The sequence below is a fragment of the Aeromicrobium sp. CnD17-E genome (assembly GCF_024124745.1).
GTDB lineage: Bacteria > Actinomycetota > Actinomycetes > Propionibacteriales > Nocardioidaceae > Aeromicrobium.
This window is the reverse complement of the sequence record NZ_JAMXRU010000006.1, coordinates 42,732-57,135: the sequence shown is the minus strand read 5'-3', so window position 1 is coordinate 57,135 and position 14,404 is coordinate 42,732. Positions and strand designations below refer to the sequence as shown.

Annotated in this window: 17 protein-coding genes and 1 pseudogene; 10 read left to right on the top strand and 8 right to left on the bottom strand. The window is 70.9% G+C overall.

Annotated features, from left to right (window positions below):
* Nucleotides 1-19 precede the first annotated feature (19 nt).
* A complete protein-coding gene (locus tag NH339_RS02720) occupies nucleotides 20-1,162 on the top strand; it encodes a DivIVA domain-containing protein (RefSeq protein ID WP_253022220.1) in 1,143 nt (380 codons plus the stop codon).
* Nucleotides 1,163-1,485: 323 nt separating this feature from the next.
* Here the strand turns inward: NH339_RS02720 and NH339_RS02715 are convergent, their stop codons facing one another.
* Together NH339_RS02715 and NH339_RS02710 are read right to left on the bottom strand one after the other, a co-directional pair.
* On the bottom strand, nucleotides 1,486-1,866 hold the full coding sequence (locus NH339_RS02715; protein WP_253022218.1) for a hypothetical protein: 381 nt from the start codon (nucleotides 1,864-1,866) through the stop codon (nucleotides 1,486-1,488).
* A gap of 159 nt (nucleotides 1,867-2,025) precedes the next feature.
* Nucleotides 2,026-3,222, bottom strand: a complete 1,197-nt coding sequence (locus NH339_RS02710; protein WP_253022216.1) for a 3-hydroxyacyl-CoA dehydrogenase NAD-binding domain-containing protein — start codon at nucleotides 3,220-3,222, stop codon at nucleotides 2,026-2,028.
* Between the two features lie 82 nt (nucleotides 3,223-3,304).
* On the opposite strand from NH339_RS02710, the gene NH339_RS02705 reads away from it, so the two are divergent.
* A complete protein-coding gene (locus tag NH339_RS02705; RefSeq protein ID WP_253022214.1) occupies nucleotides 3,305-3,706 on the top strand; it encodes a lipocalin family protein in 402 nt (133 codons plus the stop codon).
* On the top strand, nucleotides 3,706-4,383 hold the full coding sequence (nucS, locus tag NH339_RS02700) for an endonuclease NucS (RefSeq protein WP_067856320.1): 678 nt from the start codon (nucleotides 3,706-3,708) through the stop codon (nucleotides 4,381-4,383). The genes NH339_RS02705 and nucS overlap by 1 nt, the downstream gene beginning before the upstream one ends.
* Here nucS and NH339_RS02695 read toward each other — a convergent pair.
* On the bottom strand, nucleotides 4,380-4,787 hold the full coding sequence (locus NH339_RS02695) for a hypothetical protein (RefSeq protein ID WP_253022212.1): 408 nt from the start codon (nucleotides 4,785-4,787) through the stop codon (nucleotides 4,380-4,382). The two genes, nucS and NH339_RS02695, sit on opposite strands and share 4 nt — an antisense overlap.
* A 274-nt stretch (nucleotides 4,788-5,061) precedes the next feature.
* Here NH339_RS02695 and NH339_RS02690 point away from each other — a divergent pair.
* The 6 genes and pseudogenes from NH339_RS02690 to NH339_RS02665 form a co-directional block, all read left to right on the top strand.
* A pseudogene (locus NH339_RS02690) lies at nucleotides 5,062-5,160 on the top strand (endonuclease); the annotation flags it as partial.
* A 10-nt stretch (nucleotides 5,161-5,170) separates the two neighbouring features.
* Nucleotides 5,171-5,596 carry a hypothetical protein gene (locus NH339_RS02685; protein ID WP_253022210.1) on the top strand — a complete coding sequence of 142 codons (426 nt, stop codon included), beginning with the start codon at nucleotides 5,171-5,173 and terminating at the stop codon, nucleotides 5,594-5,596.
* A 168-nt stretch (nucleotides 5,597-5,764) separates the two neighbouring features.
* On the top strand, nucleotides 5,765-6,226 hold the full coding sequence (locus NH339_RS02680) for a DUF1990 family protein (protein WP_253022208.1): 462 nt from the start codon (nucleotides 5,765-5,767) through the stop codon (nucleotides 6,224-6,226).
* Between the two features lie 88 nt (nucleotides 6,227-6,314).
* Nucleotides 6,315-7,751, top strand: coding sequence for a M15 family metallopeptidase (locus NH339_RS02675; protein WP_253022206.1), 1,437 nt, complete (start codon nucleotides 6,315-6,317; stop codon nucleotides 7,749-7,751).
* A 66-nt stretch (nucleotides 7,752-7,817) separates the two neighbouring features.
* The gene (locus NH339_RS02670) at nucleotides 7,818-8,117 is read left to right on the top strand and encodes a hypothetical protein (protein WP_253022204.1); all 300 of its coding nucleotides are present in this window, start codon (nucleotides 7,818-7,820) and stop codon (nucleotides 8,115-8,117) included.
* Nucleotides 8,118-8,175: 58 nt separating this feature from the next.
* A complete protein-coding gene (locus tag NH339_RS02665; RefSeq protein WP_253022202.1) occupies nucleotides 8,176-8,949 on the top strand; it encodes an isocitrate lyase/phosphoenolpyruvate mutase family protein in 774 nt (257 codons plus the stop codon).
* Between the two features lie 55 nt (nucleotides 8,950-9,004).
* Here NH339_RS02665 and NH339_RS02660 read toward each other — a convergent pair whose 3' ends face one another.
* Nucleotides 9,005-10,996 carry a protein meaA gene (locus NH339_RS02660; protein WP_253022200.1) on the bottom strand — a complete coding sequence of 664 codons (1,992 nt, stop codon included), beginning with the start codon at nucleotides 10,994-10,996 and terminating at the stop codon, nucleotides 9,005-9,007.
* Nucleotides 10,997-11,123: 127 nt separating this feature from the next.
* Here NH339_RS02660 and NH339_RS02655 point away from each other — a divergent pair, with 127 nt between their 5' ends.
* Entirely contained in the window at nucleotides 11,124-11,696 is a 573-nt protein-coding gene (locus NH339_RS02655; RefSeq protein WP_253022198.1) for a cob(I)yrinic acid a,c-diamide adenosyltransferase, read from the top strand.
* Between the two features lie 91 nt (nucleotides 11,697-11,787).
* Here NH339_RS02655 and NH339_RS02650 read toward each other — a convergent pair whose 3' ends face one another.
* The 4 genes from NH339_RS02650 to atpD all read right to left on the bottom strand — a co-directional run bounded on the left by NH339_RS02650 (nucleotide 11,788) and on the right by atpD (nucleotide 14,397).
* On the bottom strand, nucleotides 11,788-11,961 hold the full coding sequence (locus NH339_RS02650) for a hypothetical protein (RefSeq protein WP_253022196.1): 174 nt from the start codon (nucleotides 11,959-11,961) through the stop codon (nucleotides 11,788-11,790).
* Between the two features lie 139 nt (nucleotides 11,962-12,100).
* Nucleotides 12,101-12,547 (bottom strand): DUF2550 domain-containing protein, encoded by a 447-nt coding sequence (locus NH339_RS02645; RefSeq protein ID WP_083516315.1) that lies wholly within the window; start codon nucleotides 12,545-12,547, stop codon nucleotides 12,101-12,103.
* A 33-nt stretch (nucleotides 12,548-12,580) separates the two neighbouring features.
* Nucleotides 12,581-12,955, bottom strand: a complete 375-nt coding sequence (locus tag NH339_RS02640; RefSeq protein WP_067856295.1) for a F0F1 ATP synthase subunit epsilon — start codon at nucleotides 12,953-12,955, stop codon at nucleotides 12,581-12,583.
* On the bottom strand, nucleotides 12,955-14,397 hold the full coding sequence (atpD, locus tag NH339_RS02635) for a F0F1 ATP synthase subunit beta (RefSeq protein ID WP_253022194.1): 1,443 nt from the start codon (nucleotides 14,395-14,397) through the stop codon (nucleotides 12,955-12,957). Before atpD ends, NH339_RS02640 begins: the two co-directional genes overlap by 1 nt.
* Nucleotides 14,398-14,404: the final 7 nt, after the last annotated feature.

Here is a 14,404-nt window from a genome sequence, read left to right as displayed (position 1 = left end):
CGACAGGGAGCACAGCGGCATGGCCGAAGAGCAGTCCGGTTTGTCCATCTTCGACGCGGCGCGCAAGTCCGCCGAGGCTGCGTTCCCCCTCGCCCGTCGCGGCGGCTACGACAGCGACGCGGTCGACGCCTGGGTCCGCACGCAGACCGCCGAGCTGCAGAAGGCCGCGGCCGCGGTCCAGGCGCTGCAGGAGGAGAACGACGAGCTGCACGACATCGTCGAGCAGCTGCGCGAGCGGGTCGAGTCGATCGAGCGGCCCTCCTACGCGGGCCTGGGCGGTCACGCCGCCCAGCTGCTCCAGCTCGCCGAGCAGGAGGCCGAGGAGATCCGCAGCCGCGCCCGCCGCGAGGCCGAGGAGACGCTGAAGATCGCCGAGGAGGAGGCCACCCTCGTCCGGACGGTCGCCGCGAAGGAGGCCGAGGAGACCCGCGGCCGGGCCGTCGTGGAGATCGAGGAGAAGCGTCGCGAGGTCCTCACCGAGGCAGAGGCCGGCCGCGCCGAGGCCGCGGCGCACGCCGACGACGTGCGCGCGCAGGCCGACCGCGAGGCCGCACAGATCCGTCTCGCCGCCGAGCAGGACGCCCAGAACATGCGGCTCGGTGCGACGCGCGAGGTCGAGCAGGCCCGCGCCGCGGCCGACCGCGAGGTCACGGAGGCACGCCGCGTCCTGGCCGTGGAGAAGGAGCGGCTCGCCCGCGAGGCCTCCGAGAACCACGCCGCCGCCACCGAGCAGACCGCCAAGCTGGTCACCGACGCCGAGACCCGTGCCGCCGCTGCCGACGAGCGGGCGCGTGGGCTCATGGCCAAGGCGAACGCCGCCAAGGAGTCGGCCGCTGCCGAGGCGGCCGGCATCATCGAGAACGCCCGCAAGGAGGCGGCGTCGCTGGTCGCCAACGCGCGGGCGGACGCCGAGCACCAGCGGGCGGCCGCCACGACCGACGTCGAGCGCGAGACGCGCGCCCTGCGCGCCGAGGTGGACGAGCTGCAGCGCCGCCGCGAGGGCATCCTCGCCCAGATGGGTCAGCTGCGTGACATCGTCGCCTCGTTCGCCGGCGACGCCGTCGCCGCCGCGCCGGCACCTGCTGCAGCGTCGGACGCCGCCGCGGACGACGCGACGGGGGACGCGACCGACGACGAGCCCCGCACCCCGGCAGCCGGCTGAGCCGCCACGGGGCCTCGCGGCATCGCACGCCCGCTGCGACCGCGCGCTAGGGCTGGCGCGTCCAGCACGCGGTGTGCCAGTGCCGACGCTCGTCGACGGCGTCCGCACTGAGCAGCGCCTTCTGCACGGGCCACACCACCACGTGCGGCGTCGCGGGTGGGATGGGTCGGTGGCAGGCGGGACACGTGTAGGTGCTCCGCGCGCTCGAACCGGTCAGTCGACGGACGTGCCAGTCACCGTCGCGCTTGCTCTCCACCGGCGCCGCGGCTGGCGCAGGCCCGCGGGGACGGCGGGGCGGACGTCGACGGGACACCCGCGCGAGACTACCGGCCGGCGCCGGGCACGCAGTACGAGCGCAGCCAGCCCCGTCGGTGAGCTGCGACCTCGAGCGCCTCGTCGAACGGCAGCACGGCCGCCTCCCCACCCAGCCACTCCACGACCACGGTGTCCGTCAGACGGGGGCGCACGGTGCACTGCAGTCCCTGCCCCACGAGGTGGTCGACCATGGCGGCGGCGGCCGCCGACGGTCGGTCGGCGTCGCAGGGACCGTGGTCGCAGAGCACGACCTGCTGGTGGTCGGGTTCCGACGGCGGGCCCACCATCTCCTCCGCGACGATCACGGCAGGCACGAAGGAGATGACGAACGACAGCACCGAGCTGCGCACGAGGTGGCTGCCGCTCCTCGCCAGGTCGATCGTCGTCACGGGTGCTCCCGTCGTTCGTCCGCGCCGGCCCGATGACCAGCACGGGAGCATCAACGACCGGCGTCGAGCGGAGTTACCCGGCGGTCCGCGCGCTGGACCTCCCCGGACACGAGCAGGGGCGCCCGGGAGACCCGGACGCCCCTGCTCACGAGGTGGTGCTCAGTAGGTGTGGAAGCCCTCGCCGGTCTTGCGACCGAGCTTGCCCTCGGCGACGAGACGCTCGAGGGTGGGTGCGGGCGCCCATCCGTCGTGACCGAAGGTGCTCACCAGCGTCTGCTCGATGGCCAGCGACACGTCGTTGCCGACGACGTCGAGCAGCTCGAACGGACCCATGGGCAGCTTGGTCTCCTTGAGGGCCGTGTCGATCTCCTCGAGGCTGCCACCGCCGGCCTCGTGGAGCTTGACGGCGTCGTTCAGGTAGGGGAACAGCAGGGCGTTCACGATGAACCCCGCGCGGTCGCCGCAGGACACCGGGTGCTTGGCGACGTCGAGGCACAGGGCCTTCACCGTCTCCGCGACCTCGGGCGACGTGCTGTCGGCCGAGACGACCTCGACGAGCTTCATGACGGGCGCCGGGTTGAAGAAGTGCATGCCGACGACGTCCTGCGGGCGCGACGTGGCCTCGGCGCACGTCCCGATCGACAGCGACGACGTCGTCGTGGCGAGGATGGCGCCTGGCTTGGTGATCCGGTCGAGGTCGCGGAAGAGCTCGAGCTTCACGTCGATGTCCTCGGCGATCGCCTCGACGACGATGTCGACGTCGTCGAGCGCGTGCCGGTCGGTCGCGGCGGTGAGGCGACCGATCACGTCGGACTTCTCGTCCTCGGTGAGCCGACCCTTGGCGATGGCGCGGTCGAGGTTCTTCTCGATCCGGGCCTGGACCGCCGCGACCTTGTCGTCGGTGCGGCCGACGAAGACGACCTCGTGACCGGCCTTGGCGAAGACCTCGACGATGCCGGAGGCCATGGTGCCGGTGCCGACGACGCCGACCTTGCCGACCGGGTGGTGCTTCTGCGGGGCCGGGGTGGCTCCGCCGTCCGCGGCGGCGGACTCGAAGGTCGAACCGGCCTCGGCGAGCTTGACGAGGACCGGCGCGGGATCGTGCAGCGGGTCGCCTGTGGAGGCGTGCTGCTCGCGCAGGCCCTCCACGACGGTGGCAGCACCGAGCGCGTCGACGAGCGCCAGGGGCCCGACCGGGTAGCCGCACCCGAACCGCATCGAGGCGTCGATGTCGTCCTTCGTCGCGTAGCCGCTCTCGTACATCGAGGCGGCGTGGTTGAGGTACGGGTACACCAGTGTCCGGGCGATCTGCGCGCCACGGTCGTCGGCCGTGAGACGGTCCACGATCTCCTGCATGCCTACTCCTAGGTAACTACGGGGTCGTGACACACTAGCGTCCGATCAGGATCTACGGGAGGACTGTCCTATGAATCGACGTATGAGCCGCGCCACGGGGGTCGCCGCCCTCGTCCTCGTGACCGTCGCAGCCTGCGGGACGGACGACGGCCCGGGCACGCCGGAGGGCTCCTCGCCCTCCCCCAGCGCATCCTCATCCGCGCCCTCGGCGTCGCCCTCGTCGGCCGCGCCGACCGAGAACCCGGCCACCGCGGCCGACCTGGCGGGCACCTGGCGCGACGACGCGAAGGACTGGACCGTCACCTTCACCGCCGACGGCACGTTCACCGAGGACTTCCAGGGCGTGCCGAAGTTCCGCACGGGCGACTACGAGGTCTCCGACGGTGTCGTGCAGCTGATGGGCGCCGACGGCAACACCGACCGCGGCACCGTGAAGGACGGGACCCTCGTGTTCCGTCTGGGCACGCTGGTCCGGCAGCAGTAGTGCGTCTCCTCGTCGCGCGCTGCCAGGTCGACTACGCCGGGCGGCTCACGGCCCACCTGCCCATGGCCACCCGGGTGATCATGGTCAAGGCGGACGGCTCGGTGCTCGTGCACTCCGACGGCGGGTCGTACAAGCCGCTGAACTGGATGAGCCCGCCGTGCACCCTGAAGGAGGGCACGGCCGAGGACGGCCGGGTCGAGTGGACCGTGCAGGCGGGCAAGACCGACGACACGCTGCGCATCCTCGTCGACGAGGTGCTGCACGACTCCCAGCACGACCTCGGCGTCGACCCGGGGTTGCGCAAGGACGGTGTCGAGAAGCACCTGCAGGAGCTGCTGGCCGAGCACACCACCACGCTCGGCGTCGGCATGACGCTCGTGCGCCGCGAGTACATGACGGCGATCGGTCCGGTCGACCTGCTGTGCCGCGACGACGCGGGCGCGTCGGTCGCCGTGGAGATCAAGCGGCGCGGCGAGATCGACGGCGTCGAGCAGCTGACGCGCTACCTGGAGCTCATGAACCGCGACCCTCAGCTGCGGCCGGTGCGCGGCATCTTCGCCGCCCAGGAGATCAAGCCGCAGGCTCGCACGCTCGCGGAGGACCGCGGCATCCAGTGCGTCGTCGTCGACTACGACGCGCTGCGCGGCATCGACGACCCCTCGCTGCGCCTCTTCTAGGACGATGCGCCGCGTGCGCGGTCTTCCAGGAGGTCGAGCGCCCTCGCGGCCGGGTAGTCGGCGAACGTCGCGTGTGGATACATGTGGTACTTCCACCAGTAGCTGCGGGCCCGATCGCGCGTGAGCGCCATGAACGGAGCATTCCCGTCCACGAAGGCCGTCAGCCTCTCGATCGTCCGCGCTGCCGTACTCCCCGACCTGAGCGTCGACTCGATCTCGGTGACGATCTCGAGCACGTACTCCCCGAGGAGCTGGACGACGAAGGGCGAAGCGCACGGATCGTCGAAGGCGAGCAGCCTCGGGAGCCACGCCTGACGTTCGCGCCCGTCGTGGTGGCGCGAGTGGATGCACGCTGCGACGCCCACCTGCGTGGACGTGAGCCGCGAGCGGGCCGGAGCGTCCATGGCTCCGTGGTACTGCCGCGCGGGGATCTCCACCCGCACTCCGTCCACCACGACCCCTCGAGGACGGCGTGCGGAGTCGATCGTGTGAGCCGTGGTCGCGTGCGAGGCAGCCGGGAGTGCAGCGACGACCGCAGCGACGTCGTCGGCCAGGCGGGTGGGGAAGGCGCGCGCCCAGACAGCGCCCTCGTCTGCTGTCGACACGGCCATTCCCGCAGCGTATTGCCCGAGTGGACGCAGCGACCCACGACGAGCGGACGGTGATGAGCAGCCGTGGCGGTCCCGCACGCTGGCCGAGGACCGCGGCATCCAGCACGTCGTCGTCGACGACGACGCGCTGCGCGGCATCGACGACCCCTCGCTGCGCCTCTTCTAGGCTCGACGCCATGCAACCCCTTGCCACGCTCGACATCACTCGCCCATGGCACTGGGGCATCGCGATCCTGTCCGACCCTGATCTCGGTGGAGAGATACCCGAGGTCGATCCAAGCGGTGGGATATCGGCGAACGAGAAGGGCATCATCGTGCCCGTCCGCCACGCCCAGGACATCGAGTCCTTCGAAGGGGACTTCGAGTGGGCCGAGGCGACCGTGACCGTTCGGCTGTGGTCGGATCGGCCGGAACTCGAGGACGGACGCACGATCGCCTTCGAGGGCAGGCTCGACACCCCCACTGGGCGGCTATGGATCGGCGATGCGGACGAGAACTCGGTCGCGGAGGGGTTCCCCACGTCGACCAGGATCCGAGTAGTGCTGCTGTCACACGACCTCGAATCACCTGATCAGGTGTGGGTCGACGCATGGGAAGCGTGATGCGCGACGCTGCGGTCGACGACTGGACCTGAGGCGTCGAGCACCGTGTCGCACCCACGGAAGTCACTCGAGCGCCCGCTCGCCCCGTCCTAGCATGGGCGTGTGGTAGCCATGCTGAGCGCGGACCGGGTGGCGAGGCTTGCGGACCTCCCACTCTCCTATCCCGAGGTGGGTGCGACCGCTGCGATGCTCCCGCGCGGCTACGTGCACCTCGTCCGTCATGTCACCCACGACGCGGACGCGTTCGCCTCGATGGCCGAACGTCTGATGACCTGGCAGGTGCACGAGCATGCGGGTCTGGGCGTCGCGGCGTCCGCCGGGCGCGTCCAGGTCGGTGCCGTCGTCGAGCTGCGGATCGGGCCACCTTTCCTACAGGTGCGCGCACCCTGCCGCGTCGTCTACGTCGTCGGCGAGCCGGACCGCGTCGGATTCGCCTACGGCACGCTCGGCGGTCATCCTGAGCGCGGCGAGGAGAGCTTCTTCGTCGAACGCGTCGCCGGCGAAACACGGTTCACGATCGTCGCCTTCTCACGTCCGGCCACCGCGCTCGCCCGGGTCGGTGGACCGCTCACCCGTCTGGTGCAGGACCGGGTCACCGAGCGCTACCTGCGTGCGATCCGTCCACGGTGAGCCGAGCACTCGAGCGCCTCGCTGCACCGGTGGGCAGCCACCTTGCTCCTCGACGCGCGGTCTGGCGTCGGCGGTCCTACGGTGAGGCATGCGCCGGTTCCTGGTGATCCTCCTCACGACCGTCCTCGTCACGCCCACCGCGGCGGCTCGGGCCAGCACGGCGACCGAGCCGTCACCGTCCCCGACCGTCACGACGACCAGCGAGCCGTCCCCTGACCCGACTCCGGAACCGACCACCGAGCCCGACCCCGTCGAGCCGGCGCCGACCGATCCACCACCGTCGACGCCGAGCCCCACCGTCACGCTCGACGTGACCTCCGTGCGGGTCTGGGCCCGCACCACCGCGGCGCTGGCGGGGCGGGTCGACGACGCCGGCCCGACCAGCGCCCTCCGCGTCGCTCGACGCGCGGGCGACCAGTGGACCGCATCATCGGGGTCCAGCGTGGTCGTCGGCAGCGATGGCAGGTTCACCGCGAAGGTGCCCGCGGCGGCGGGACGCACCACGGTGCGCGTGGAGCTCGTCGACGCCGGTGCGGTCGTGGCCGCGTCCGCGCCGGCCGACGTCGTCGGAGCCGCGGCACCCAGCACCGCGCGGATCGCGATGCCGAAGGCGGTCACCGACTACAAGAAGGCGAAGGTGGCTGCCTCGTGGCGCACGGTCGACGGGCGTGCCGTGAGCGCGCGCCTCGCCGTGGAGTTCCGCCGCTCCGGCACGCGCACGTGGGTCCGGTCCGGCACCGTGACCTTGCGCGCCGGCAAGGGGTCCACCTACGTCAAGCCGCGCTACGACGGTCGCTGGCGGGTCCGGTCGTTCGGCACCAGCACGGTGCTGCCGACCCACTCGAGCTCCGTCTACGTCGACAACCGTCCCCCTGGATCGGTCGTCAGGCTGCCGAAGGGCACGCCCGGACCTCGCATCCGCCTGGCCGCCCAGCCGCGTGCAGCACGGGTGAGCGCCGACGCCACCGTCTCGCGCATCCCGACGGCGATGTGGCGCTCGATGCGCGGGCGCAGCTGGCACGCCGGCTGCCCCGTCGGCCGCGACCAGCTGCGGGTCGTCCGCGTCAGCTACTGGGCCTTCGACGGCTACGTCCGGCGCGGTGAGATCGTCGTGCACGCGCAGCACGCTCGTGCCACGGCTGCCGTGTTCACCGACCTGTTCCGCATGCGGGCACCCATCCGGTCGATGTACCGCGTCGACCGGTTCGGGTGGAGCAGCGCCCTGCGTGGCGCCGACGACTACGCCTCGATGCGCGCCGACAACACCTCCGGCTTCAACTGCCGCCAGGTGGTGGGTCGACCCGGCACCCGGAGCCCCCACGCCTACGGGAACTCGATCGACATCAACCCGTGGGAGAACCCGTTCGCCTCGGGCTACGGGTGGACGCCCAACAGCACGTGGCAGCGGCGCACCACACCCGCCGCCATCACCTACCGCGGCGCGAACGACCCGGTCGTCGCCGTGCTGCGCCGCCACGGCTTTCGCTGGCTCGGGTTCGCCGACCTGCACCACTTCCAGCGTTGACCGCACCGCCCGGGTCGCGACGTCGCGACCCGGGCGGGGCGAGGGCCGCGGCGCTAGGATCTGCTCGTGTCGAAGCTCCCGAAGAAGAAGTGCTGCGTCAGCAAGACGCGGTGCAAGCGCTGCCCCCTGCGCATGCTGAAGGAAGGCACCCTGCCCGACGGCTACGGCGTCAAGCGTCGGCGCCTCGTGCGCATCGACGACGACGGCACCGTCCTGCCGCTGGAGAAGAAGGACAAGAAGTCCTCCAAGAAGGCGGCGAAGAAGAAGGCCAAGAAGAAGGCGAAGAAGAAAGCCCTCAAGAAGGCCCGGAAGAAGGCCGAGAAGAAGGGCAAGAAGTCGTCCGGCTCCAGCCTGCGCGCCGCCTGACGTCCAGCTCCCGGGACTCGGCTGGTGGGGCCCGCTCCCCTGTCCTAGCGTCGGGGCCATGGACCTCTCGACCCGTGCCCAGACCCTGCTCGACCTGCACACCGCTCCGGAGCTGCTCACCGTCGTCAACGTGTGGGACGCCATCACCGCCCGCGTCGTGACCGAGGTCGAGGGCACCCGTGCCCTCGCCACCGCGAGCCACTCGATCGCGGCCTCGCACGGCTACGAGGACGGGGAGAACATCCCCGTCGACGAGATGATCGCCGCGATCGGGCTGATCGTCGCGAACACCCACCTCCCGGTCAGCGCCGACCTCGAGGCGGGCTACGGCGACCCTGGCGAGACCGCTCGGAAGGCGATCGGCGTCGGGGCGGTCGGCGCCAACCTCGAGGACCAGCAGAAGCCGCTCGCCGAGGCCGTCGCCGCGGTTCAGGCCGTCGTGCGGGCCGGCGAGGCCGAGGGCGTCCCGTTCGTGCTCAACGCCCGCACCGACGTCGTCGCGCAGGCGGGCGACCGGCCGCACGACGAGGTCATCGCCGACGCCGTCCAGCGAGGGAAGGCCTTCATCGAGGCGGGGGCGCCCGTCGTCTTCGTGCCTGGTCCGCTCTCCGAGGACGACATCAGCACGCTGGTCGACGCGTGGGGACCGCAGCGCCTCACCACCATCGGCTACCCGGGCTCGGTTCCGCTCGCCCGGCAGCAGGAGCTCGGCGTGGCCCGGGTCTCCTACGGACCGTTCACCCAGTCGGTCGCCCTCATGGCCCTGCAGGACCTCGCGCGCGACGTCGAGGCCGGCGGCGGGCTGCCCGACGACTTCCGCGTCCTCAACTGACGACGTGACGAGGCCCCGCACCGCGCACGGTGCGGGGCCTCGTCACGTCCAGGTCTCAGACCTCGAGCCCGTGGGCCTTGCGGACCTCGTCGACGATACGGCTCATGATGTCGGTCATGCCGAAGTCCTTCGGCGTGAAGACCGCAGCGATGCCGTCGGCCTCGAGGCGGCGGCCGTCGGAGTCCGGGATGATCCCGCCGACGATGAGGGGCACGTCGTCCATGCCGGCGTCGAGGAGTCGACGCTGGACGTCGGGCACGAGCTCCATGTGCGAGCCCGACAGGATCGACAGGCCCACCACGTGCACGTCCTCGGCGACCGCGGCCGACACGATCTGCTCGGGCGTGAGCCGGATGCCCTGGTAGACGACCTCGAAGCCGACGTCGCGAGCACGGACGGCGATCTGCTCAGCACCGTTGGAGTGACCGTCGAGTCCCGGCTTGCCGACGAGGAAGCGCAGCCGGGTGCCCAGCTCCTCCCCCGTCCGTGCCACGCGCTCGCGCACGGCCGTGAGCTCGGCGCCGGCCTCGGCCACACCGACCGCTCCGGACACGCCCGTGGGCGCCCGGTACTCGCCGAAGACCTCGCGCAGGGCACCCGCCCACTCACCGACGGTGGCGCCGGCGCGTACGGCCGCCAGCGTGGCCTCCATGAGGTTGGTGTCGGTCTTGGCCTCGGACTGCAGCCGCTCCAGTGCCTGGTCGACCGCAGCCTGGTCGCGCTGGTCGCGCCACGCCTGGACGTCGGCGATCGCGTTCGCCTCGGCCTGGGGGTCGGCGACCATGATGGCCGCGTCGAGGTCGGACGTCAGCGGCGACGGCTCGGTCTCGGTGTAGCTGTTGACGCCGACGACCTTGAGCTCGCCGGCCTCGATCTGCGCACGCCGCGCGGCGTGGGAGGCGACGAGCTCGGACTTCATGTAGCCCGACTCGACCGCCGCGACCGCTCCGCCCATGGCCTGCACCCGGTCGATCTCGGCCTTCGCACCCTCGATGATCTCCGCGACCTTGGCCTCGATGACGTGCGAGCCCTCGAAGATGTCGTCGTACTCCAGCAGGTCGGACTCGTAGGCGAGCACCTGCTGCAGTCGCAGCGACCACTGCTGGTCCCACGGGCGCGGGAGTCCGAGAGCCTCGTTCCAGGCGGGCAGCTGCACCGCCCGCGCACGGGCGTTCTTGCTGAGCGTCACGCCGAGCATCTCCAGCACGATGCGCTGGACGTTGTTCTCGGGCTGCGCCTCGGTCAGGCCGAGGGAGTTGACCTGCACGCCGTAGCGGAAGCGCCGCATCTTCGGGTCGGTGACGCCGTAGCGGTCTCGCGTGATCTCGTCCCACAGCTGGCCGAAGGCCCGCATCTTGCAGGTCTCCTCGATGAAGCGCACCCCGGCGTTGACGAAGAAGGAGATCCGCCCGACCGTCTTCTCGAAGTCGGCGTCGTCGACCTGCCCGGAGTCCTTCACGGCATCGAGGACGGCGATGGCCGTGCTGAGCGCGTAGGCGATCTCCTGCGTCGGCGTGGCCCCCGCCTCCTGCAGGTGGTAGCTGCAGATGTTGAGCGGGTTCCACTTGGGGATCGTGTTGACCGTGTAGGCGATCATGTCGGTCGTCAGCCGCAGCGAGGGCGCCGGGCCGAAGACGTACGTGCCGCGCGACAGGTACTCCTTGATGATGTCGTTCTGCGTGGTGCCTGCGAGCTGCGCGGGCTCGACGCCCTGCTCCTCGGCGGCCACCTGGTACATCGCCAGCAGCCACATGGCCGTGGCGTTGATCGTCATCGAGGTGTTCATCTCGCCGAGCGGGATGTCCTGGAACAGCCGGCGCATGGTCCCGAGGTGCGGGATCGGCACGCCCACCTTGCCGACCTCGCCGCGCGACAGCACGTGGTCCGGGTCGTACCCGGTCTGGGTGGGCAGGTCGAACGCGACGGAGAGCCCGGTCTGCCCCTTCGCGAGGTTCTTGCGGTACAGCGCGTTGGACTCCGCTGCGGAGCTGTGACCGGCGTACGTGCGCATCACCCAGGGGCGGTCGGGCGCAGACTTGTCAGGCATGCCCGTCAGGTTACCGCGCCGTAACGTGACGTGGCAGACTCTGTGAGCCACGCGACCCACCTCACACGCCCCGACGACGTCGCTCTCGCATCCAGCCGGTCCCGGCGCCACGCCCTAGGGTGAGGCCATGGTCAACCTGACGCGCATCTACACCCGCACCGGTGACGACGGCACGACGAACCTCGTCGACTTCAGCCGTACGTCGAAGAACGACCTGCGACTGGTCGCCTACGCCGACGTCGACGAGGCGAACAGCCAGCTGGGCCTCGCGCTGTCGTTCGACGAGCTCGAGGACGACGTCGTGCAGATCGTGCGTCACGTGCAGAACGACCTGTTCGACGTCGGCGCCGATCTCGGCGCCCCCGTCGTGGAGAACCCGGAGCACCCCCCGCTGCGGGTCGAGCCGGAGTACGTCGACCGGCTGGAGGGCTGGTGCGACGACTACAACGAGCGGCTCGAGAAGCTGCGCTCGTTCATCCTCCCGGGCGGCACGCGCTCGGCGTCGGCGCTGCACGTGGCGCGCACCGTGACCCGACGGGCCGAACGGTCCGCGTGGGCCGCCATCGAGGTGCACGGTCCGACGATGAACCCGCTCACCGCGCGCTACCTCAACCGGCTCAGCGACCTGCTGTTCATCCTCGGTCGCTACGCCAACCGCGAGGTCGGCGACGTGCTGTGGGTGCCTGGCGGCGAACGCTGAGTCGACCGCTCGCACACCGGCCCGGACGCACCGTCGCCCACGTCCCTGGGGAAGGGACGTGGGCGACGGTCAGGTCAGCGAGGTGCTGGGGTCACTCCCAGTCGATCGCGCGCTGGGTGGTCGCGCCGCCGGTGCTGTCGCCCTTGACGACCTTGGTGGCGGCCGGCTTGGTACCGGTGTCGGCCTGCGCGGGCATCGAGAGCGGAAGGACGGCGACCGCCGAGGCGAAGGTCGCGACGACGAGGCGCTTGAAGGTGCGGTTCATGGTGGCTACCTGTTCCATCGGGGGAACCCGGGACGTCCGGGCATGGCTCGTGTGAGTCATCGTCGCCTAGTCCTCGACCGACGTCAACCTCCTCGGCGACGTGGCGGGCCGATCGTCCAGCCTGTCCGGCCTCGTGCCGTCAGACGACCGTGCTGACGCTACGACCCGGGGGCGAGGCCTCGAGCCACGCGAGCAGACCGGTGAGCGCCGCAGGCGTGAGCGCCAGCTGACGTACGGCGGTCCCGTTGTCAGTCGCGACGACCACGTGGCCGTCGTGGATCGCATGCACCTCTCCCCCGACAGGCTCGCGCCGACCGTCGACGAGCATCGCGTCCCGCGTGAAGCGGTAGGCGGGGCGCATCCGCAGCGAGAACGTGCGGTACCACTCCAGCGTGCTGCCGCGGTACACGGCGAGGCCCAGGGTCCAGCCCTGGGCCGACGCCGCGTCCCGCTTGTTGATGCTCAGGTCGAACGCGCCGAGCCGCCGCGCCAGGTACCGGCGTCGAAGCACCAGCACCGCCAGCAGGAGCACGCTGAGGGCGATCGCGGCCAGGACGAGGTCCACGGCCCACAACCACAGGGGCACCCGGCCCCTCCCTCCTCCGGCAGTCGTCCGGTGCTAGGCGAGCTCGATGCCCCGCAGCTTGGCCTCGGCGCGCAGCACCGCGTCGGTGTCGTCCGCGGAACGCGCCTGCTCGAGCTCGGCCTGCACCTGCTCACGGTCGAGCTCGGAGACGAGGGACGTGTCCTCGCTGAGGATGGACACGCGGTCGTCGGCGACGGACAGGAACCCGTCCTCGACGACGGCCACCACGGTCTCCGTGCCCGCCTTGATCTTCACCACGCCGGGCACGAGGACCGACAGCAGCGGCGCGTGCCCGACGAGGACGCCGAGGTCACCCTCGACGGTGCGCGCGACGACCTCGTCGGCCTGGCCCGACCACACGACGCGGTCGGCTGCGACCAGCTCGACCTGGAGCGACGTGTCGGCCATCAGGAGTTCTTCTGGATCTCGGCCCACTTCGCGTCGACGTCGTCCAGACCGCCGCACATGAAGAAGGCCTGCTCGGCCACGTGGTCGTACTCGCCGTCGCAGATCTTCGTGAAGGCGTCGATGGTCTCGTCGAGCGGGACCGTCGAGCCCTCGATGCCGGTGAACTGCTTGGCCACGTAGGTGTTCTGGCTGAGGAAGCGCTGGATGCGACGAGCGCGCGAGACGATCGTCTTGTCCTCCTCGCTGAGCTCGTCGACACCGAGGATCGCGATGATGTCCTGGAGCTCCTTGTTGCGCTGCAGGATCCCCTTGACGCGGTTCGCCGTCTGGTAGTGGTCGTCGGCGATGTAGCGCGGGTCGAGGATGCGCGACGTCGACGTCAGCGGGTCCACGGCCGGGTAGATGCCGAGCGACGCGATCTCGCGGGAGAGCTCGGTCGTGGCGTCCAGGTGCGCGAACGTGGTGGCCGGTGCCGGGTCGGTGTAGTCGTCGGCGGGCACGTAGATCGCCTGCAGCGAGGTGATCGAGTGGCCGCGCGTCGAGGTGATCCGCTCCTGGAGCACGCCCATCTCGTCGGCGAGGGTCGGCTGGTAGCCCACCGCGGACGGCATGCGCCCGAGCAGCGTCGAGACTTCCGAGCCGGCCTGCGTGAACCGGAAGATGTTGTCGATGAAGAGGAGCACGTCCTGCTTCTGCACGTCGCGGAAGTACTCCGCCATCGTCAGCGCGGACAGGGCCACGCGCAGACGCGCTCCCGGCGGCTCGTCCATCTGGCCGAAGACCAGCGCCACCTTGTCGAGGACGCCCGCCTCCTCCATCTCGGCGATGAGGTCGTTGCCCTCACGGGTGCGCTCGCCGACACCGGCGAACACCGACACACCGTCGTGGTCCTTGGCGACACGGGCGATCATCTCCTGGATGAGCACCGTCTTGCCGACGCCGGCGCCGCCGAACAGGCCGATCTTTCCGCCGAGCACGTAGGGCGTCAGCAGGTCGATGACCTTGATGCCGGTCTGGAACATCTGCGTCTTGGACTCGAGCTGGTCGAACGCGGGCGCCTTGCGGTGGATGCCCCAGCGCTCGTTGACCTCGAAGGTCTCGCCCTCCTCGAGGTTCATGACCTGGCCGGTGGTGTTGAACACCTTGCCCAGCGTCTGGTCGCCGACGGGCACCGAGATCGGCGCACCCGTGTCGGTGACGACGCTGCCGCGGACGATGCCGTCGGTCGGACGCAGCGAGATGGCGCGGACGAGGCCGTCACCGATGTGCTGCGCGACCTCGAGGGTCAGCGTCTCCTCGCGGCCCTCGATCTGGGTGTCGACCGTGAGCGCGTTGTAGATCTCCGGCATCGCGTCCGAGGGGAACTCGATGTCGAGCACCGGTCCGATGACCCGCGCGACGCGACCGGTGGTGGTGGTCTTCTCTTCGGCAGTGGCAGTCATAGCTCTC